23 protein-coding genes are annotated in these 17380 nt (G+C 56.3%); 13 read left to right on the plus strand and 10 right to left on the minus strand.

The window, feature by feature from the left end:
- Positions 1–634 precede the first annotated feature (634 nt).
- Genes AB4048_RS09390 through AB4048_RS09420 form a run of 7 tightly spaced genes read left to right on the plus strand, consistent with a single transcriptional unit; the run spans position 635 to position 6522 of the window.
- Positions 635–1519 carry a glycosyltransferase gene (locus AB4048_RS09390; protein ID WP_442201678.1) on the plus strand — a complete coding sequence of 295 codons (885 nt, stop codon included), beginning with the start codon at positions 635–637 and terminating at the stop codon, positions 1517–1519.
- Positions 1516–2043, plus strand: a complete 528-nt coding sequence (locus tag AB4048_RS09395; RefSeq protein WP_442201679.1) for a sugar 3,4-ketoisomerase — start codon at positions 1516–1518, stop codon at positions 2041–2043. Before AB4048_RS09390 ends, AB4048_RS09395 begins: the two co-directional genes overlap by 4 nt.
- Positions 2040–3185, plus strand: coding sequence for a DegT/DnrJ/EryC1/StrS family aminotransferase (locus tag AB4048_RS09400; protein WP_442201680.1), 1146 nt, complete (start codon positions 2040–2042; stop codon positions 3183–3185). The genes AB4048_RS09395 and AB4048_RS09400 overlap by 4 nt, the downstream gene beginning before the upstream one ends.
- Positions 3178–3927, plus strand: coding sequence for a class I SAM-dependent methyltransferase (locus tag AB4048_RS09405; protein ID WP_442201681.1), 750 nt, complete (start codon positions 3178–3180; stop codon positions 3925–3927). The genes AB4048_RS09400 and AB4048_RS09405 overlap by 8 nt, the downstream gene beginning before the upstream one ends.
- 24 nt (positions 3928–3951) lie before the next feature.
- Positions 3952–4632: an acetyltransferase gene (locus tag AB4048_RS09410; RefSeq protein ID WP_442201682.1), complete on the plus strand. Its 681-nt coding sequence runs from the start codon at positions 3952–3954 to the stop codon at positions 4630–4632.
- Positions 4633–4636: 4 nt separating this feature from the next.
- On the plus strand, positions 4637–5560 hold the full coding sequence (locus AB4048_RS09415) for a glucosyl hydrolase (protein WP_442201683.1): 924 nt from the start codon (positions 4637–4639) through the stop codon (positions 5558–5560).
- Positions 5557–6522, plus strand: a complete 966-nt coding sequence (locus AB4048_RS09420) for a GNAT family N-acetyltransferase (protein ID WP_442201684.1) — start codon at positions 5557–5559, stop codon at positions 6520–6522. Before AB4048_RS09415 ends, AB4048_RS09420 begins: the two co-directional genes overlap by 4 nt.
- Here the strand turns inward: AB4048_RS09420 and AB4048_RS09425 are convergent.
- The 5 genes from AB4048_RS09425 to AB4048_RS09445 all read right to left on the minus strand — a co-directional run bounded on the left by AB4048_RS09425 (position 6519) and on the right by AB4048_RS09445 (position 12043).
- The gene (locus AB4048_RS09425; RefSeq protein ID WP_442201685.1) at positions 6519–6824 is read right to left on the minus strand and encodes a hypothetical protein; all 306 of its coding nucleotides are present in this window, start codon (positions 6822–6824) and stop codon (positions 6519–6521) included. The genes AB4048_RS09420 and AB4048_RS09425 overlap by 4 nt on opposite strands.
- Positions 6825–6882: 58 nt before the next feature.
- The gene (locus tag AB4048_RS09430) at positions 6883–7455 is read right to left on the minus strand and encodes a glycosyltransferase family 2 protein (protein ID WP_442201855.1); all 573 of its coding nucleotides are present in this window, start codon (positions 7453–7455) and stop codon (positions 6883–6885) included.
- A 537-nt stretch (positions 7456–7992) separates the two neighbouring features.
- Positions 7993–10413, minus strand: coding sequence for a glycosyltransferase (locus AB4048_RS09435; RefSeq protein ID WP_442201686.1), 2421 nt, complete (start codon positions 10411–10413; stop codon positions 7993–7995).
- Between the two features lie 127 nt (positions 10414–10540).
- Complete coding sequence (locus AB4048_RS09440; protein ID WP_442201856.1) at positions 10541–11242, minus strand: xenobiotic acyltransferase family protein; 702 nt, start codon at positions 11240–11242, stop codon at positions 10541–10543.
- An 18-nt stretch (positions 11243–11260) separates the two neighbouring features.
- Positions 11261–12043, minus strand: a complete 783-nt coding sequence (locus AB4048_RS09445) for an ABC transporter permease (RefSeq protein WP_442201687.1) — start codon at positions 12041–12043, stop codon at positions 11261–11263.
- A gap of 245 nt (positions 12044–12288) precedes the next feature.
- Between AB4048_RS09445 and AB4048_RS09450 the strand changes: the two genes are divergently transcribed.
- Complete coding sequence (locus AB4048_RS09450) at positions 12289–12492, plus strand: hypothetical protein (protein WP_442201688.1); 204 nt, start codon at positions 12289–12291, stop codon at positions 12490–12492.
- Between the two features lie 62 nt (positions 12493–12554).
- Here AB4048_RS09450 and AB4048_RS09455 read toward each other — a convergent pair whose 3' ends face one another.
- Entirely contained in the window at positions 12555–12782 is a 228-nt protein-coding gene (locus AB4048_RS09455; protein ID WP_442201689.1) for a hypothetical protein, read from the minus strand.
- Positions 12783–13064: 282 nt separating this feature from the next.
- Here AB4048_RS09455 and AB4048_RS09460 point away from each other — a divergent pair, with 282 nt between their 5' ends.
- Both AB4048_RS09460 and AB4048_RS09465 read left to right on the plus strand, forming a co-directional pair.
- Positions 13065–13247, plus strand: coding sequence for a type II toxin-antitoxin system HicA family toxin (locus AB4048_RS09460; RefSeq protein ID WP_442201690.1), 183 nt, complete (start codon positions 13065–13067; stop codon positions 13245–13247).
- A 28-nt stretch (positions 13248–13275) separates the two neighbouring features.
- Positions 13276–13674 carry a type II toxin-antitoxin system HicB family antitoxin gene (locus tag AB4048_RS09465; RefSeq protein ID WP_442201691.1) on the plus strand — a complete coding sequence of 133 codons (399 nt, stop codon included), beginning with the start codon at positions 13276–13278 and terminating at the stop codon, positions 13672–13674.
- A 141-nt stretch (positions 13675–13815) separates the two neighbouring features.
- On the opposite strand, the gene AB4048_RS09470 is transcribed toward AB4048_RS09465, so the two are convergent.
- Genes AB4048_RS09470 through AB4048_RS09485 form a run of 4 tightly spaced genes read right to left on the minus strand, consistent with a single transcriptional unit; the run spans position 13816 to position 15049 of the window.
- Complete coding sequence (locus tag AB4048_RS09470; RefSeq protein ID WP_442201692.1) at positions 13816–13995, minus strand: hypothetical protein; 180 nt, start codon at positions 13993–13995, stop codon at positions 13816–13818.
- A gap of 16 nt (positions 13996–14011) precedes the next feature.
- Positions 14012–14251, minus strand: a complete 240-nt coding sequence (locus AB4048_RS09475; protein WP_442201693.1) for a hypothetical protein — start codon at positions 14249–14251, stop codon at positions 14012–14014.
- Entirely contained in the window at positions 14220–14864 is a 645-nt protein-coding gene (locus AB4048_RS09480) for a hypothetical protein (RefSeq protein WP_442201694.1), read from the minus strand. The genes AB4048_RS09475 and AB4048_RS09480 overlap by 32 nt, the downstream gene beginning before the upstream one ends.
- On the minus strand, positions 14861–15049 hold the full coding sequence (locus AB4048_RS09485; protein ID WP_442201695.1) for a DNA-binding protein: 189 nt from the start codon (positions 15047–15049) through the stop codon (positions 14861–14863). Before AB4048_RS09485 ends, AB4048_RS09480 begins: the two co-directional genes overlap by 4 nt.
- Before the next feature lie 110 nt (positions 15050–15159).
- On the opposite strand from AB4048_RS09485, the gene AB4048_RS09490 reads away from it, so the two are divergent.
- The 3 genes from AB4048_RS09490 (at position 15160) to AB4048_RS09500 (ending at position 17294) form a co-directional block, all read left to right on the plus strand.
- A complete protein-coding gene (locus AB4048_RS09490) occupies positions 15160–15675 on the plus strand; it encodes an Arc family DNA-binding protein (RefSeq protein ID WP_442201696.1) in 516 nt (171 codons plus the stop codon).
- A 3-nt stretch (positions 15676–15678) separates the two neighbouring features.
- A complete protein-coding gene (locus tag AB4048_RS09495) occupies positions 15679–16914 on the plus strand; it encodes a tyrosine-type recombinase/integrase (protein ID WP_442201697.1) in 1236 nt (411 codons plus the stop codon).
- A 257-nt stretch (positions 16915–17171) separates the two neighbouring features.
- Complete coding sequence (locus AB4048_RS09500; protein WP_442201698.1) at positions 17172–17294, plus strand: hypothetical protein; 123 nt, start codon at positions 17172–17174, stop codon at positions 17292–17294.
- Positions 17295–17380 lie beyond the last annotated feature (86 nt).

Genomic DNA, 17380 nt, shown 5'->3' on the forward strand with positions numbered 1-17380 from the left:
CGTCAGATCACTTGCGTAACGCCCTGTCCGTCGGCCATATTGGCGACGGGTGAAATCAGTCCAGCCCATTGCAGTTTCCTCGAATCCTAAGCAAATCCAAGGGAATCACAACTGGCTGATTTCACTCAATTCTTTTTCGGTCAGGCTCTTAGGGCGTGAAGAAGAGGGCGCAGACGGAAAAGAGGTGGGAAAAAATCGATGGCAAGCTTCTCCAGGAGGATGCCAGACTCATTTTTCGGCTGAAATGGCTTTTTAGATTTCCGCTATTGAACTCCCAGTCTGCTGGCTGCAAGTGCTCGCCAAGGAGCTGACGGCTCGGATCGGGCCACCTCGGATCAACGGCGGAGTATAATCTAATCAAGCACTTTCGGCATCTGTATGAGCCTGCCGGGGGCATAGTGTGAACGGCGATCGTCTTCAAGCCGCTTCAATGTCGGTATGTGAAAATCTTCACCTTGAAAAGCAGCGAAGCCGCTATCGAACCCGTCCCGGATGACATTCTTATGGACGGCCAGGTCAAGGTGGAGTGAAGGCACTCGGGCGCGGTTAAGCAGCGAAAGCCTTGGGCAAGGTTAACAGCTTTGAATCTACCTTCATTCCTCCGCCGTTGCGGCGGGACGTCACAAGGTGAGCTATGCCGCGGGTTTCCATTTGCATCCCATCGTACAAACCGAGGCATTTCGAATTATGCTTGGCGAGCGCCATTGCGCAAACGTTTCCAGATATCGAGATCATCGTCTCCGACGACTGCCCTACAGATGACATCGAGCGAATTTGCGAGAAATTTCCCGGGCGAGTCAAGTATAGCCGTAACCCCAAGCCGGGCAGCAAGAAGAACGTCATCCGGCTGATGAGCCTGGCGCAGGGAGATTACATCAAGTTCCTGCTCGACGATGATATTCTTCATCCGTTCTGTGTCCAGAATCTGCTCGAAGCGCTGGAAGCGACCAAGGCGGAGAATACGACGCTTGCCTTCTCGCCACGCGATCTGATCGACGAGAACAACAACATCCTCAGCAACGTCAACGTCCTGAAGATTTCAGGAGGCATCAAGATCATCGATGGCGCCGAATGTATCCAGTTGATGACTGCAAATGCCAAGAATTTCATCGGCGAGTTTTCGACAGTGATGTTCCGACGCACCGACGCGTTGGCGGCGGCCACGGGCTCGCTTCTCGATTTCGGCGACGTGACCTCTCGCGGGCTAGGCGACGTGTTCGCCTGGGTTAATCTGGCGTCCAAGGGCAATGTCGTCGCTCATCCGGCCACGCTTTCTTATTTCCGACAGCACCAGGGATCAAACTCGGATCCTGCCGCAAATCCGGACTTCATCTATTGCATCACGGATTGGGAAATCATCATCAACCAGGTCAAGGCTTCCGGTCATTTGCCGGCGGGCATGTATCCACTGGCCTACAAGAGCCTCATCCGCGATTACAGCTATTGGCTGCCGCGCTTCCCCCAGCTCGCAGGCGATGTCGCCCGCTTCGAAAGGCTCCTTACGGAGGTTGCCGCATGAGCGCGCTCGCCTATTCCCCGCTGGCACAACGGCTGCGGGAAACCTATGCCGCAATGGCCTCGCCTGAAATGGTGGCTCGCGACATGGCGCCGCTGCCAAGCGGCGAACGTGACAGCCATTCCCCCGGCCGGATCATTGATCTTCCGCGCATTCCCGACGCGCGCGGCAACCTGACCTTCATCGAAGAGACGCGCCATGTGCCCTTCAACGTGAAGCGCGTTTTCTACCTTTACGACGTTCCGGGCGGCGCGGATCGGGGCGGCCATGCGCACCGCAACCTTCATCAGTTCGTCATTGCAATTGCAGGCAGCTTCGACGTGATCCTGGACAACGGCCATCGGGCGGAGCGCTTTTCTCTCAACCGTGCCTATTACGGTCTGCATATTCCTCCGATGACCTGGGGTGAGCTCGAGAATTTCTCCTCCGGCGGCGTCTGCCTAGTGCTTGCTTCGGAATTCTATGCAGAAGCGGATTATTTCCGCGATTATAATCTTTTCATCGATTCGGTCAGGAAGCGGGCATGAAGACGGTTCCGGCATTCGATCTGTCAGCCGTCGACGCGCCCCTCGCCGACGATCTCGCGAAGGCTGCCCGGACCGTGATCGATAGCGGCTGGTATGTGCTCGGCCATCAGGTTGAGGCATTCGAGTCAGAATTCTCACGCTATACGGGAGCTGCGCATACCATCGGGCTCGCGAGCGGTCTCGACGCGTTGGTACTAACCCTGCGCGCATGGAAAGCGCAGGGACGGCTCAAGGATGGTGATGGCGTTGTGGTTGCCGCGAATGCCTATATCGCCTGCATCCTCGCAATTACGGAAAACAGGTTGCGGCCTATTCTGGTCGAGCCTGATCCTCTGACGTTCAATCTCTCCGAAGCTGGACTGCGATCCGCCCTTGCGCAAAAGCCTAAGGCCGTGATGGCCGTGCATCTTTACGGCCAGCTTTGCCCAATGCCCGAACTGCTTGCGGTATGCGAGGATGAAGGGCTGCTGCTCCTGGAAGATTGCGCACAGGCACACGGCGCCTTGCTTGGCTCGCAGCAGGCGGGCACATTTGGCCATGCGGCCGGGTTCAGTTTCTATCCGACCAAAAATCTAGGCGCGCTCGGCGACGGCGGAGCCGTCATAACCACGGACGACGACCTCGCCAAGCTTCTACGCTCGTTGCGGAACTACGGCTCCGAGCGAAAATACGTCAACACTCATCAAGGCATCAACAGTCGTCTGGACGAGATGCAGGCCGCATTTCTGCGGGTGAAACTGCCGCTGCTCGACGAGCAGAACGCTGCTCGACGGCACATCGCCACGCGCTATCTCAACGAGATCCGCAATCCTGCCATCGTCCTTCCGACGCTTCGCGCCGAAGAGAAAAGCCATGTCTGGCATCTTTTCGTCATCCGCAGCGAGGCGCGCAACCACCTTGCGCTGCATTTGCAGGAATGCGGCGTGCAGACGGCGATCCACTATCCCGTCCCGCCGCACCGACAGGAGTGCTACCACGAAGACCTTAAAGGCCACGTCCTGCCGTTGACGGAGGCTTTGCATGACGAAGTCCTGTCGTTGCCGATGAGCCCGGCTTTGACGGATGCGCAGGTGGAGCAGGTCATCGCGGCTGCCAATGCCTTCGATGCGGCGACGTTGACCCAACAGGTGGCGCATGGCTGATCCCGCAGGCTTCAGCAATATCGGCTTCGAGGAATTCCGCAAATTCGCCTCGGACACGTCGATGTCGAAATACGAAAAGATCGGCTTTCCCGATTCCTACCGTCAGGGCAGTGAAGAGGCCATTTTCGCCGATATCACCAGCAAGCTCAGCAATCTTCACATGACATCCGCCAAAGTGCTGGATATCGGACCGGGTTGTAGCGATATCCCCAACATGCTGATCGACCTTTGCGAGCGGCACAACCATAACCTGACGCTGATCGACAGCCGGGAAATGCTCGATCTTCTGCCCTCTTGCGACCGGATCGAAAAACTGGCCGCGATGTATCCGAACTGCCCGGAGTTCATCGAGGCCAATCGCGGCAAGTTTGACGTCGTTCTTTGCTACAGCGTCTTGCACTACATCATCGTCGATGTCTCGTTTTTCCGGTTTATCGACCTATCGCTGTCGCTGCTTTCGCCGAGCGGTCAGATGTTGATCGGCGATATTCCGAACGTCTCGAAGAGGAAGCGCTTTTTTGCCAGCGACAGTGGCATCCGATTCCATCAGGCCTTCATGAAGACAGCAGAGAAGCCGGACGCGACGTTCAACAGGATTGAGCACGATCAGATCGACGATGCCGTGGTAATGGCCGTTATTCAGCGCGCCCGCTTGCAAGGGTTCGACGCTTATGTGCTTCCACAGCCTTCATCGCTTCCGATGGCCAACCGCCGCGAAGACATCTTGATTTCGCGCCCCTGAGGGGCGATCCGGGAGGAAATTATCATGCGCAAAACCAAAAAGCTGTTCATCATCGGTGACAGCGCCTTCGCCGAAATCGCCTTCGAATATTTCACGCATGATTCGCAGTACGAGGTGGTAGGGTTTGCCGTCGAGGCGGCCTACCTGAAGAAGTCTGAGCTATTCGGGCTGCCAGTGCTGCCGCTAGAGGAAATCGAGCAGCATTTCAGTCCGGCCGAGACCGAGTTCTATGCCGCGCTCGTCTACACCCAGATGAACCGACTGCGGACACGCCTCTACAAGGAAGTGAAGGCTAGAGGCTACCAACCGGCCAGCTATGTCAGCAGCCGCGCCTTCGTTTGGCGGAACGTCAAACTCGGTGAACATTGCTTTATTTTTGAGGACAACACAGTCCAGCCCTTCGTAACCATCGGCGACAACGTGGTGCTGTGGAGCGGCAATCACATCGGCCATCATAGCAGTATCGGCGACAATTGCTTCGTTTCCTCGCATGTGGTCCTGTCCGGCTTCACTTCGGTCGGCGCCAATTCCTTCCTTGGCGTCAATGCGACTGCCGCCAACAATCTTTCGATCGGTGCCGACAACTGGGTAGGGCCGGCTGCGACGATCATGAAAGACACTGCCGAAAACGCGCTCTACAAGACCGACAATGCCGAACCGGTGAAAATTCCTGCGCGCCGCTTCTTCAAGCTCAAGGACAATTGAGCCAATGCGCTGGACCAAACACGGGGTTGTGTGGGCGCCATCCGGCGAACGCTGGTGGGCACGCAAATACGCAAGCTGCCCAACGCCTCATCTACGCGAGGATGGCGCGCTGCGGCTGTTCGTGCAGTGTCGGGACGATACCAACATCGGACGTGTCGGATACGTGGATGTCGATCCCGCCAACCCGTTGCGAGTGTTGAAAACCTCTCTTGAACCGGTGCTCGATTGCGGCGTTCCCGGCGCGTTCGACGACAATGGCGTGTTCCAGACATCAGTACTGCGTATGCCGGATGGCCGGCTGTTGATGTATTACGTCGGCTTCGAGCTGTGTCACAACATCCGCTACCGGCTGCTGACCGGCCTTGCTGTCAGCCATGACGACGGCGACAGCTTCGAAAAGGTGAAGACGACACCGATTCTCGAGCGCTCGCCCGCCGAAATGTATTTCCGCTGCGGCAACTTCGTGCTGCCCCGCAACGATGGCGGCGTGCGCATGTGGTATGTCGCCGGCAGCGAGTGGGAACACATCGAGGGCAAGGCGATGCCCATCTACGACATCCGTTATATGGAATCACCCGACGGCGTCACATGGCCCGAGGAAGGCCGCGTCGTGCTAACAGTCGAACTCGACAGGGAACACGGCTTCGGACGGCCCTATGTCATCGCCGATGCGAGCGGCTACCGTATGTTTTACAGTGTTCGGGGCCGCTTTCCGCGGGTCTATTATCTCGGTTATGCAATATCGTCCGACGGCCTCGTTTGGACTCGGAAAGACGATGAGATGAACCTTTCCACCTCTGTGGAAGGTTGGGATAGCGAGGCGGTCGAATACTCCGCGATCCTGGAGTATCGGGGCCGGACATTCTGCTTTTACAACGGCAACGATTTCGGCGGGACCGGATTCGGCGTCGCGGAACTGCAGCCATGAGTAGGTTTGACGTCAGGCTTTACGACCCGTCGGTTGAGGCGCGTTGGGATGAGTGGTGCGCCAGCGCCGTAAATGCGACCATCCTCCATACCCGAAGATTTCTCAGCTATCATGGGGACCGTTTCAAGGACATGTCGCTACTGATCTTCGATGCCGAACGGTTGGTGGGCGTCTTTCCTGCCGCGATCGCGCGCGACGAAACCGATCTCGTCGTTAGTCATCCAGGCGCGACCTATGGCGGCGTGGTTCATGACGGCCGCCTGACCGGTGAAAGAATGCTGGCGACACTTGAAGACATTGCCGCCTTCTACCAGTCGCGCGGCTTCAGCCGCCTGCTATACAAGGCGCTGCCACACTGTTACGCCACGGTTCCGGCGCAGGACGACCTGTACGCGCTGTTCCGGCTCAATGCCCGGCGCACGCGATGCGACCTGTCCTCCGCCATTGATCTTTCCAACCGCCGACCGCTCGGAGACCGACGCCGGCGCAGCCTGAAAAAGGCGCAGAACGCCGTGAGTATCTCCGGAGAGATCGCGTTGCTGCCAGAGCTTTGGAACGTGCTAGAGGGCAACCTTGCACGCAAGCATGCTGCCCGGCCCGTCCATTCGCTCGAGGAGATTACTCTTCTTGCCGAGCGCTTTCCGGATCATATTCGGATCGGCTGCGCAACAGCGGGGAACGATGTCGTTGCGGGTATCCTGATGTTTCTGTCGGCCAATGTCTGGCACGTGCAATATATCGCCTCCAGCGAAATGGGCTACGCGCTCTCCGCGCTAGACGCCGTATTTGACGCAGCCATCGAGGGTGCGCTTGGCCAAGGGATACGCTACTTCGATTTTGGCATTAGCAACGAGGAAGGTGGGCGCGTTCTGAACGAAAGCCTATACCGATTCAAGACCGAATTCGGCGGCGGCGGCATGGTTCACGAATTCTACGAAATTCCATTGCCGCGAGGTGGTTAAATCCCCGACCCGTCGAGTTGCTGAGTGTCGTCGCCCTCCCAAGGTGAGGGCATGGAGGCGCGGTTGAGATTGGCCGATGGCATCGGCATCCAGCACTTCAGCTCTGGCTCGGTATATTCAATGACGCGGCCGGGGGAGGAATCAGAAGCGCGCCAGCACTCTGCGCCGAACTGATCGCCATTTGACCAGTAGGCGAGATCAACTTCCGCCGGCCCTTGTTCTGAGGCACGGACCGTGACGAGGATCCGACTGCCGTCTTTCGGCGCGAATGCCATGTGGCGCCACCGGTCTGGCTCGTTCATTGGTTTCCCCCTGCCTTCCAACGATTGAAGTGTCGCCTCGCCATCGAAAGCGGTCAACTCAAACTTTGCACAACCCATTCTCTTTCAGAGCGGCCGATCGCCTCCCAGGCGGCGCCGGACGAAGATGACGACCCTTGGCCTGACCGTCGGGTTGCGACGAAAAGGCGGCCCGGCTTGCGCCAAACAGGTTCACATCAATGACGCAAGCGGTCGGGAGCCAGTTTCCAAATCTATGTCCAGGCCGGTACGCCTCCCGCTCGTCGGATGTCCGGCTGGCTACGACCATGTCCAATCCAAGCGTTGTCAGTTCATCGATGAGGATCGGCGCTGCACACGCGTCATATGTTCCGTCGCCATCGATTAGCACGTAGATATCCGCCTCTATGTCAGCAAACATGCGCCTTATGACGTTGCCCTTGCCCTGCTCCCGAACCGTGTTGACGATCGCGCCTGCCTCCCGTGCGCAGGCAATGGTCCTATCCGAGGAGTTGTTGTCAAAAACGTAGATATTAGTATCGGAGAGCGTCCGACGAAAATCGTCGATGACAGCTCCGATCGTGACCTCTTCGTTATAGCAAGGGACGAGGACCGCGATGCGCTGCGCAAGCCTGGCTGTTCGGCTTCGTTTGATCCGGCCAGTTTAGCCTCTGGCCGTTTGTCGATCATCATTCCGCTATTGCTTCCCAGTGGTCTGCGATCGCAACCAGCGTGATTGATCCACACACCAGGAATGCCTTGCGCTGGAAGCGGCTTGGCAGCGTCGGGATGTGGCATCGCCGCGGAGCAAGCTATTACGGCCGCAACCGGCGCGAAGTCTCCGGCCTCCAGATCTATTCGGCGGGGGCACCAATTTACCGGGTGTTCTAGACGAAGTATTCCCAACCATCAGAGGTCACAGTCCTATATTCTGGGCCTGCAGGCTCAATCGGGTCAGGGGCAAATTTCTCCTGGGTGAGGTGCATGTATGCTGCGATGAGGCCAGTAATTACGCCCACTACACACATGATAAGAGAAGCTGGAACGAAAGCCCCACGCCGTAGGCAGCGATGCCCAAGGCAAGGGAAGAGAGCGCTACGGAAAGAAATAGGCGCTTTCTCCTCCACCGATTCAGAAAAGCAATGATCTCTGGAATAGTTAGGTCGGCACGGTGTCTCTTGAGCTTCAGCATTTATGCTTTCACCGGAAACGGTTGAGGCTTGAGTATTGCAGACAGCCACTTTGGGCGGTTCAATTCTCGAATACGTCTCTTAATTGCCTTGTTGCCAGGAGCGATTGTAAGGGCTTTCATCAGGCGATTGACAGCCCCATTCTTGTCGTTGTTGCGAATGCAGGCCTCCGCAGCCTCACACAAATGATGAACCGCCTTGGCATGGTTTTCATTTGCGGCTTTCGTGTTGTAATTTGCAGCATCCGCATATCTGCATTCATTCCAAGCTTTGCGCGCGCTAGCGATGAGTTCGTCATAGACGCTTGGGGCGACTGCAGCCTGAGCCTGAGCCGGAGCTGTCAGGGGTGTTTTCTTCTCGACTCTCCCCTTTAGCTCACTCTCTTTGGCGCGCTTCATTGTCGCAGGGCCGCCGAAGGATGAATAGACAAGGCTGTCGAAGGACGCCGTTGCGGGTATCCCTCCGAACAAAACTGGCTTCTCTGTCAGGCCACGCACACTTTGATAGGAAATCTTAGACGCGGCCTGAAATTTGCTGCTGCCGTTGTCATGCTCGATATATACTGTTTCGCCAAATGAATAGAATTCCGTAACCAAATAATGGATGAAACTTTCGACCTTGGCTCTGTCGATGGGGACGCCGGTTTGGACGAGGCGTACCGCTTCCTCCACTGAGTTGGCATTGACCGCTAGGCCGTGGTGTGCGTAGAAGGCCCCGCCACATGTGATTACCGGCTTTCCAAAGGCGAGAGAAAGAACCCCAACGCCCGAGTTGAGCATCATTGAAGCATCCGATAGCTCAATCAAATCGTGCACATGGGCATCGTCCGGCGCAAAAATCACACCTTGAATACTCGGCTTAATCAGCTCGGCGGGATGCTTCTTAACGACTACCACCCATTCCGACCTATCGAGGTGAAGGGCGACATCCTCAATCCAGTCGTAAAAATTCTCGTAAGCCCCAACGGCGCCACCGAAATATCGCGTGACGGTGTCGCTCGGTCTTTGAAGGGGAACAAACAACACCTTCCGCGGGCCTATGCCGAAGACGCTACGCCAGTGTGAGGCGGATTTCGGCGGCCCATTTATTTCCAGCGTATCCGCCTTAGTCTTCACTGTCTGGATATAGGAGCGAACCGCTGACCGCTCCTCATCTGACAAGGGTCTATCCCATCTGTTAGGTGCGTAGCTTGGGCTGTCAGCATTGAACCCGGACGGGTCAAAGAACCACGAGTGCGGCAGCGCTCCTCTGTCGTGAACCCAATACGGGATGCCTTCCCGTCTTAGTGATTCGTAGAGCGAAAGCCGGTGAGGATTGCCATAAGGGTTCAACAGCAAAACGTTGGTGAAGCCATCTCGCCTTATCGTATCCAGGAACGCCTCGTCGTTCTCGAACACGACCTCATCAACCACGTCAAACCTACCAAGAAGGGGTAGGACATGACGAAGAGTTTCGAGAGCGGTTGAATTCGGTCGGCAAAGAACGAGTGTTTTTCTGTCAGAGGCGCAATCCATCAAAGCGGCCGGCTGAGACCCTGACGTATCGAAATCCCGCATCATCTGCCGCATGAGCCTGAAGTTTCGCTCAGTCTGCATGTAACCCGAAGAACTCGGCGAAACTGTCACGCTCTTGCTGACACGTGACGGATGCCAAAGATGAACCATGTAAATGCCTCGGAAAGCGATCTCATAGCCGTACAGGGCAAGGTAGGATCGAAAGCCCACATAATCCTGCATTTGGTTGACTTTAGTGTTGTGGTAATAGTCGATCGGTTTTACCCCGATCGGTCGATATCCCGCCAAGCGCAGCTTGACCTCAAAGTCTTCAGCTCCGTGCCCGTGGAACTGCTGATTGGTGCCGCCAATCGCGAGATATTGAAGCCTATTCACGACGATCGTCGAGCCTGAGTAGGCCATCATGAACACGAACTGCTTTTCGCCGCGGATCATATGATAGTGGAACAGGGCGTCGGCACGACGAGGATCTTCGGCCTGAAGCCTAGTATATTCATCGGCGCCTTCGTATGTGGTGAAGGCTATGGGGATGGAGAAGAAATCATAGACGTTGATGTCGATGCGGCGCGCTTCCGCTTCTTCCGCAATTCGGCGATACATGTGGGGGCTGGCGATGCAGTCGACATCATTGAACATGATGACGCTACCCATTGCGTGTTCAGCTCCGATGTTACGTGCTATCCCGGCGCTGAAGGGTTCAGTCTCAGCTTCGACGCGAATGTTACGTGCATGAGAGAATTTATCCGCTATTGCCTGCAGCTCTTCGGCTTCGCGCCGGCTACTTCCGTAATCTACAATAACAGCCTCGAAGCCTTCTCTTGGAATTGACGCCAGCAATTTCTCAATTCGAGGTAGCCCCTGGAAGAGCGCATCGCTGACCCTCACGGGGATAATGATCGAAATTAACATCGCTTAAGGACTTCTTAAAAGTTGGCGTACGGCGGATCTACGATTTATGGCGCAATTGAGTCAACAGTGGCAGCGCCAGAGCTAGCGTATTAGCATAAAATCCAACTCGGCCCCTCGGGAGCCAGCGTCACTGCGCGGCGGTTTTGGACCGAATGCCGCGCAGGATTTCAACGCATGCAGTAGGGTCATCGAAGGGCAGGCTCTTAATTTCGGAGTAGGGCAAATCCCACCATTTTGTTTCGAGGAGGCCTTCGATGACATCTTCCGAGAACCGATATCGGATCAGTTTTGCTGGGGTGCCGCCGACAACCGCATACGGCGGCACATCCTTGGTGACGACAGCGTTTGCCGCGACTACCGCTCCGTGGCCGATCTTCGCTCCGGCTACAACAATGACTTGGGCGCCCAACCACACGTCGGAACCGATCGTCGTTTCTGGATGCGCGCGCCAGGTACAATACTTCTTTTCGGAGTACCCTGGAAAATCGGGGAAAAGAACGCTGTTGTATTGAAAGCTATGCGTTGACAGGTATTGCGTCGGATGCCGAGCCACGCCGACTTCACAGTTCCGCGCAATAGAGCAGAAGCGACCTATAGTGACGTTCGGGTAGATGACCGAGCGGAAGTTCAGGAAGAGAAATGAACCAATCTTGCACCCACCATGGATCTCCGAAGAGGGTGCAATGCTTACAGGATGCTCGATAAGCTCAGGCGACTTGATGACGGCACCCTTGGCTATGGACGAGTATGGAACGTTATCTTCCGGAAGGGGCATTGATATATATACACTCACATCGCGTTTTAAGCTGTTTTCATGCCGCACGGACATGTTCAAGGATGAACGGCCTCAGAGACGGGTTTCCTTTAGGACGCGCTCTAGTGCCAAGCCGACAAACGTGACGCCGAGTGTCCAGTACAGCATATAAGGCCACGAAATCATATCCTTGGGGTAAGCTTGATAGAATCCGGTTCGGAATAGCGAAACGAAATGTAGCATCGGATTATATGACAGCAGGTTCCTAAAATTAGGTGGCAGAAACTCTGGGATGAAGAAGACGGCACTGAAGAACAGTTGAACCCGTGCAAGAGCGCTCCAAGCAATCGTCCACAGTGGAAAAACAGAAGCAATGAATGAGTTAACCAGTCCCGCCCCAAATGCAAATATGGTCATCAGAGAAATTGATTGTAGGATCGGCAAGTAGTTAAAGGGGGCCGCGTCTTTTGACTCCCCGGATACATATATCACCACGAAGAAAAACAAGAATATAACCAGGAAGGAAAGGACTTCCACGCCCATTTTGGCAATGCAGACATCCAGGGGATTAATGTAAGGGATGACTCTGAGAGGCTTTGAAGCGGGAATTGCTTGGGCGGCTCGGATGCTAATTGCGCGGAAGTAAAGTACAGGCGCGATCCCGGTCGTGATCCATGTCAAAAGGCTATCGCCAATTATAAGGTGTCTTCCGGCGAACTTAAATATAATCCAATGGGTAACAATGAAAAATAGAGCGTGAAGTAGATCAAATAGATGATGGAACGCATGCTTGCTATTTCTTAATCGAAACTCGCGAACAAGAAGCGCAAGAATCACGTTTGTCTGTCGGTTTACACCAGTTAGAAAAGTATTCACGGCCAATCCATACACATACATACATGATCTGAGCGCTCCGGTTGAAGCGCATCGACGAAAGTCCCCGCAACCTATGGGGAAACTCAGCTCTGTCAACGCGGAACGTACATCTCAGAGCCTAAATGAGCGTTCTTGAGCGTCCCACCACAAGAGCACAGTAGGGATCTGATCTCGGCCTTGCGCAGTTAGTACAAAACTTGCTGCGATTCAAAGGCGTCTTTCCGAATCGCTAGTACCGAAACGCAATGAGCAGCGGCAAAAAACATCAAGATGGGTGCAAGACCACCAGCCCGAAAACGCCGCGTGCGTTGCTCTTCTTTCTCTCGCTAGCTCAAGAACGGTTTCGCCCAAACGATCACGAATGGCAAGGGGAGTTCGGAAATCCGCGTTCTTCGGCACGACCTAATCAGCAGATCGACGACTTCTTCACGGCTGCTTCCAAGCAGTAACCTTACACGAACATCAGAGGTAATGCCAATGCCGCCTGCGACAAGCGCTGCGGGCTGCTCAGCTATTGCGGCTCGCGTCTGGAAAGCCGGCGAGCCTGAACGATCCGAGAAACGCGTATGAGGGAGACGAAGCTCTCCGGCAGGTTTCTAAAACGCCGCCGATCAGAACGCACCGGCGTCGGTGTGGTCGGATCCGTCATCCGGGAGGTCGTCGGTGCGCCGGTCAGAGAGTAGTGGGTGCGCTTGCGACGAAACCCCTCAGTGTCGGCAATGCCAGTCGAAGTCGTCATAGAAAGCTGCTTCGTTAGAGACCCTCTGTGCGCCACGAGGCGGCGTACGACGATGTTCTCCGATGCGTCATGTTCTGAACCGTAACATCGTTGCCTTTTTTCGCTCCCCGATGAACCGGTGGATTTGGACAAGGGCGACGTCGTCGCCTCAGGGGTGTCGAACTCGTCGATCGCAACACTCATGTGTCGGCCTCGGCATCGATGAATGCGCATAATAATACGCACTTCAACTTGACGAAGGATTTCCAGTGTGTAAATAAATACACACGAAAAAGGACAAGCATGGAACGCAACAGTGGCAAGATCATCAAGCGATTGAAGACGGAAGGCTTCGAGCTGGTGTCCGTCGTCGGATCGCACCACAAGTTCCGCAAGGGCGAAAAGATCGTGATCGTGCCCCACCCCAAGAAAGACCTGCCGTCCGGAACGGCGCGCAGCATCGCAAAGCAGGCAGGCTGGTTTTAGAGCCAGCGGTAACTTCGGAGACTAAGATATGCGCACCTACTACGCTCTTGTTGAACAGGAAGGCGACAGCGCTTTCGGCGTTTCGTTTCCCGATCTTCCCTCGGTTTTTTCGGCTGCGGACGAGGAAGCTGATATCGTCGACAACGCCATCCAGGCCCTGCGTCTTTGGGCGGAGGACGAAGCCCTGCCCGAACCCTCGAGTTTGCACGCGGTTCGCACGCGCGAAGACATAGCGGCAGCGCTGGCGGAGGGCGGTTTTCTCGTGCGTGTGCCTTTGGTCGACGACGATTCCCGAGTGGTACGCGCCAATCTGACCTTCGAGGCGGGAACGCTCAAGGCGATCGACGAAGCCGCCGCTAAGCGCGGCCTCAGCCGCTCGGCATTCATTTCCAGCGCGGCACGGAAGGAAATCGAGCGTTCCGCATAGCCGAATTCGACAGACCTGAGGCATAACTGCAATCTTGCGCTCCCGGCAAGTCGAGGTGGTGCTCTTTGGAGTATATGACGGCGCGACAGAAAATTGGTAGACACGCCAGATTTAGGTTCTGATGGCACTACTAATCATGCATTAAGCCCGGACTTGGCGCCGCCGGTTGCCGGCGGAGATCCACTGGCACGTAGCGGTGCGATCCAGCCAACTAGTTTGATGCAACGTCAGTACCTTGAACGCCACGCACTTGCCCTCCAGCATATGCACGATCGCGTAAAGGTCCGCAGCCGATCGCGCCAGGCGGTCCAGCTTCGTCACCAGGAGCGCGTCGCCCTCACGTGCATAGTGCGAGGTAGCTTTTCAGTTCTTCGCGCTCACGGTCCACGCCAGAGCGCTTCTCCTGGAAGATTTTCGTCGCGCCGGCCGCTTTCAGCCATTCGACCTGGCCGGCATGATCCTGACCGGCGGCGGACGGTTGCCGGATTGATGCCGGATGATTGCCGGACAAGGGAAGAGAACGGCGCGCGCCCTCGAAGCCGCCATCACCCAGCGAGATTAGGCCCACCAGCATCACGCGGCTTTGCATCCCCTGGCTCTGTCGCCGCCCACGTACGCACTCTCTGTGGCCAGGGGCCATGCCCGCCGCCGCCAGAATGATTTTCTCGGAGTTTGCGGCTATAATGCTTGGAGAGGCGTCGAACGGACGACATGAAGCGCCAGACGGCACTCGAATTGAGCGCGCCCAGCTCAGACTTAATCGCGCCCAGCTCCATTTCCGCCAGGGTGCGCGCCGCCTGCAGTTCCGCAACTTGCGACTTGGCCTGGTCGAACTCAATCCGGGTCCGCTCGGCTTCGGCCCGCGCGCTACATGTCGTCTCGGGCCTCTGGGCATCAAGCTGCATCGGGTCTGGCTTTGCGTCGTTAAAGATGTTCATCACCGTCCTGTGGTCAGCGATGCGCCCTTTCCTCTCAAACGGCTGATCCGAGTGCTTACGGAAAAGGGCGACATAGTCGGCCCCGGCTCCATCGTGTGGCTTGGCCACGAAGGATTCCAGGAGATCGACCGAAACGCCCCCCGGGAAGCCCAGACCGTTAGCGCGTACCCCGCATCTCCGCGTCCGGGCCAATGGCCGGCGATCGACGTTGATCGTAACGACTGCAGCGACTTCGGGGCTGGTGCCGCTCATGCCGCCGTCTCCATGAAGAAAGCGATGAGCTTGCCGCGCTCAGCTACCCAGCGGCCACCGACCTTCTTGGCGGGCAACTGACCGGAACTGAGCAAGTGAAAGGTTTGTCGCTCAGTGCGGCCGATAGTCTTCGCGATCTCAGATACCTCCCAAATCAAATCCAACGACGCTTCTGCTCTTGCCATGTTTTTGCTCCACTAGCGGTAGTGCGTAACTACAGTCTGTAGTCATTGCAATTTATAGCTACAGACTGTAACCGTGGCTGTCAATAAATTTCGGACTACAGATTGAAGCCATGGCCGACGTAAAAGAACTTCTCGCCAACATCCCCCCTTTCGGGTTGCGAATGCAGGCCGACCTCAAGGAACGGGTTAAAAAAGCGGCTGAAGGAAACGGACGATCAATGAATGCCGAGATCGTCGCGTATATCGAGTCCGCTTTGGAATCTCCCGATCGGAACGCCAGCGAACTCCTCCGGATGCTCGCCGATGAGCGAAAGATGAATGCGAACAGATCGAAGCTGCTGGAATCGCAATTCGACTTGCTTGAGAACTACAAAGGCGTGATGCAATCCGGCAATGCACAGAACATCCAGCAAGCCCGCATCATCAAGTCCCTTTGCTCCATCATTTTGTCACTCAACGCGAGCCCCGAAATCTTGGATATGGCGCAGCGGATTTCCGAGGCGAGTGAGGGGATAGTGAGGTTCGCGAAAGACACCGCCATACTTGAGAATGGACGACCGGAAATTAGGGACGCCGACAAGATGATAGACAGAGCTGACGAGCTTCTGAAGAAACGCGAGGACTAAGCCATGTCAGTCCGCAAACGCGAATGGACGACACCCAAGGGCGTCCAGAAATCCGCCTGGGTGGTCGACTACCTCGACATGTCCGGCAAGCGCCGACTGAAGACATTCCGCCTGAAGAAGGAAGCGGACCAATACGCCGCTACGGCCTCTGTCGAGGTTAGGGAAGGCGTTCACGTCGCGGATAGCGCCAGCGCCACCGTCGAGGCTGCCGGCAAGCTCTGGATCGCTAGCGCGAAGGCCAACGGTCTCGAGCGTGCCACGATCATGGACTACGAGCGGCATCTACGGATGCACATCGTTCCGTTCATCGGCGCCCTTAAACTCTCCGGTTTATCCATTGCAAGAATCCGAGCTTTCGAGGACGAACTGCGCGCTGCAGATCGATCGCCATCGATGATCAAGAAGGTGCTGGTTAGCCTCGGTACGCTTACTGCCGATGCGCAGGAACGCGGCCTCGTGGCGCGAAATGTGGTGCGGGACCTGAAGGGCAAGCGCGGCTCCGGAGAGAAGCGCCAAGAGCAGCGCCAGAGGGGGCGCCTGAAGGTCGCGGTAGATATTCCAGCCCGAGAGGACGTGAAAGCGCTTCTTGGGGCGTTGAAGGGCCGCTGGCGCCCGTTGATCCTGACGGCAACCTTCTGCGGCCTGCGCGCGTCAGAGCTGCGCGGACTGCGCTGGCAGGACATTGACTTCGCGAAGAGAGAGATCCGGGTGCATCAGCGTGCCGACAGGTTCAACGACATCGGCCGACCAAAATCCCTGTCGGGTGAGCGCACAATCCCGGCGCCGCCGATGGTCATGAACGCCTTACGAGAGTGGAAGCTTATCTGCCCCAAGCGCACGACCGGGAAGTTCGACGAGGCAGGCGAAAAGGTCATCGTCCTCGACCTGGTGTTTCCGAACGGTTCCGGGAAAGTGGAGCAACTGAATAACATCCTGCGCCGCGGTCTTCATCCGGCATGGATGGCTGCAGGCGTGACGATCGAGTCAGGTGAGGTCGACAAGAAGGGAATGCCCATCCTGGCGCCGAAATACACCGGAATGCATGTGCTCCGGCACTTCTTCGCCTCTTGGTGCATCAACCGGAAGGAAGATGGCGGCCTCGGGCTAACGCCCAAGATCGTTCAGGAGCGCATGGGCCACTCGACGGTGGCGCTGACCATGGATCGCTACTCGCACCTGTTCCCGAAGGCTGATGACGCCGATGAACTGGCGGCGGCAGAGCACGCCTTCCTCTCCTGAAAGCAACATGGATGCAACATGCGCTCGGGACTCCTTGATTTGCAGGGCTTCGGAGCAGATTCCTAATCTGAGGGTCACGCGTTCAAATCGCGTCGGGACGACCATTTAATATAATAAAATCAAAATCTTGAGTGCTGGCAAATTCGCTTGCGCCGGTGCTCTCCTCATAGCCGGCGTCGAAATGTTACGACCGGAAACCAATTTTGAAGAGACGCCGCTTCAAAGTTCGCTAGGCTCGCCCTAAGGGGGAAGCTGAAATGAGCCAGGAAGCCAGAAATCACGCAACGAGCAGAGACGAGGAGTGGCAAAGCGCGGTTATGATGCTGGCGCTGCCGCTTGCCATTGTCGCCGTTTCGTTTGGGTGCCAATTCTTTATGTAAAGGCTATTCATGAACCGTTGTAGGTGACCGCTCCCACGCAGTTCGCCTCAGCAGATCAGCGGTTCGATGGGAAGGGATATCTTGTG

It is taken from the genome of Rhizobium sp. RAF56 (assembly GCF_052113965.1).
Lineage (GTDB): Bacteria > Pseudomonadota > Alphaproteobacteria > Rhizobiales > Rhizobiaceae > Rhizobium.

Coding starts and splice junctions, on each gene's coding strand:
- AB4048_RS09390 (WP_442201678.1), top strand. CDS start 635: ATGCCGCGGGTTTCCATTTGCATCCCATCGTACAAACCGAGGCATTTC.
- AB4048_RS09395 (WP_442201679.1), top strand. CDS start 1,516: ATGAGCGCGCTCGCCTATTCCCCGCTGGCACAACGGCTGCGGGAAACC.
- AB4048_RS09400 (WP_442201680.1), top strand. CDS start 2,040: ATGAAGACGGTTCCGGCATTCGATCTGTCAGCCGTCGACGCGCCCCTC.
- AB4048_RS09405 (WP_442201681.1), top strand. CDS start 3,178: ATGGCTGATCCCGCAGGCTTCAGCAATATCGGCTTCGAGGAATTCCGC.
- AB4048_RS09410 (WP_442201682.1), top strand. CDS start 3,952: ATGCGCAAAACCAAAAAGCTGTTCATCATCGGTGACAGCGCCTTCGCC.
- AB4048_RS09415 (WP_442201683.1), top strand. CDS start 4,637: ATGCGCTGGACCAAACACGGGGTTGTGTGGGCGCCATCCGGCGAACGC.
- AB4048_RS09420 (WP_442201684.1), top strand. CDS start 5,557: ATGAGTAGGTTTGACGTCAGGCTTTACGACCCGTCGGTTGAGGCGCGT.
- AB4048_RS09425 (WP_442201685.1), bottom strand. CDS start 6,824: ATGAACGAGCCAGACCGGTGGCGCCACATGGCATTCGCGCCGAAAGAC.
- AB4048_RS09435 (WP_442201686.1), bottom strand. CDS start 10,413: ATGTTAATTTCGATCATTATCCCCGTGAGGGTCAGCGATGCGCTCTTC.
- AB4048_RS09440 (WP_442201856.1), bottom strand. CDS start 11,242: ATGTCCGTGCGGCATGAAAACAGCTTAAAACGCGATGTGAGTGTATAT.
- AB4048_RS09450 (WP_442201688.1), top strand. CDS start 12,289: ATGAGCAGCGGCAAAAAACATCAAGATGGGTGCAAGACCACCAGCCCG.
- AB4048_RS09455 (WP_442201689.1), bottom strand. CDS start 12,782: ATGACGACTTCGACTGGCATTGCCGACACTGAGGGGTTTCGTCGCAAG.
- AB4048_RS09460 (WP_442201690.1), top strand. CDS start 13,065: ATGGAACGCAACAGTGGCAAGATCATCAAGCGATTGAAGACGGAAGGC.
- AB4048_RS09465 (WP_442201691.1), top strand. CDS start 13,276: ATGCGCACCTACTACGCTCTTGTTGAACAGGAAGGCGACAGCGCTTTC.
- AB4048_RS09480 (WP_442201694.1), bottom strand. CDS start 14,864: ATGAGCGGCACCAGCCCCGAAGTCGCTGCAGTCGTTACGATCAACGTC.
- AB4048_RS09485 (WP_442201695.1), bottom strand. CDS start 15,049: ATGGCAAGAGCAGAAGCGTCGTTGGATTTGATTTGGGAGGTATCTGAG.
- AB4048_RS09490 (WP_442201696.1), top strand. CDS start 15,160: ATGGCCGACGTAAAAGAACTTCTCGCCAACATCCCCCCTTTCGGGTTG.
- AB4048_RS09495 (WP_442201697.1), top strand. CDS start 15,679: ATGTCAGTCCGCAAACGCGAATGGACGACACCCAAGGGCGTCCAGAAA.
- AB4048_RS09500 (WP_442201698.1), top strand. CDS start 17,172: ATGAGCCAGGAAGCCAGAAATCACGCAACGAGCAGAGACGAGGAGTGG.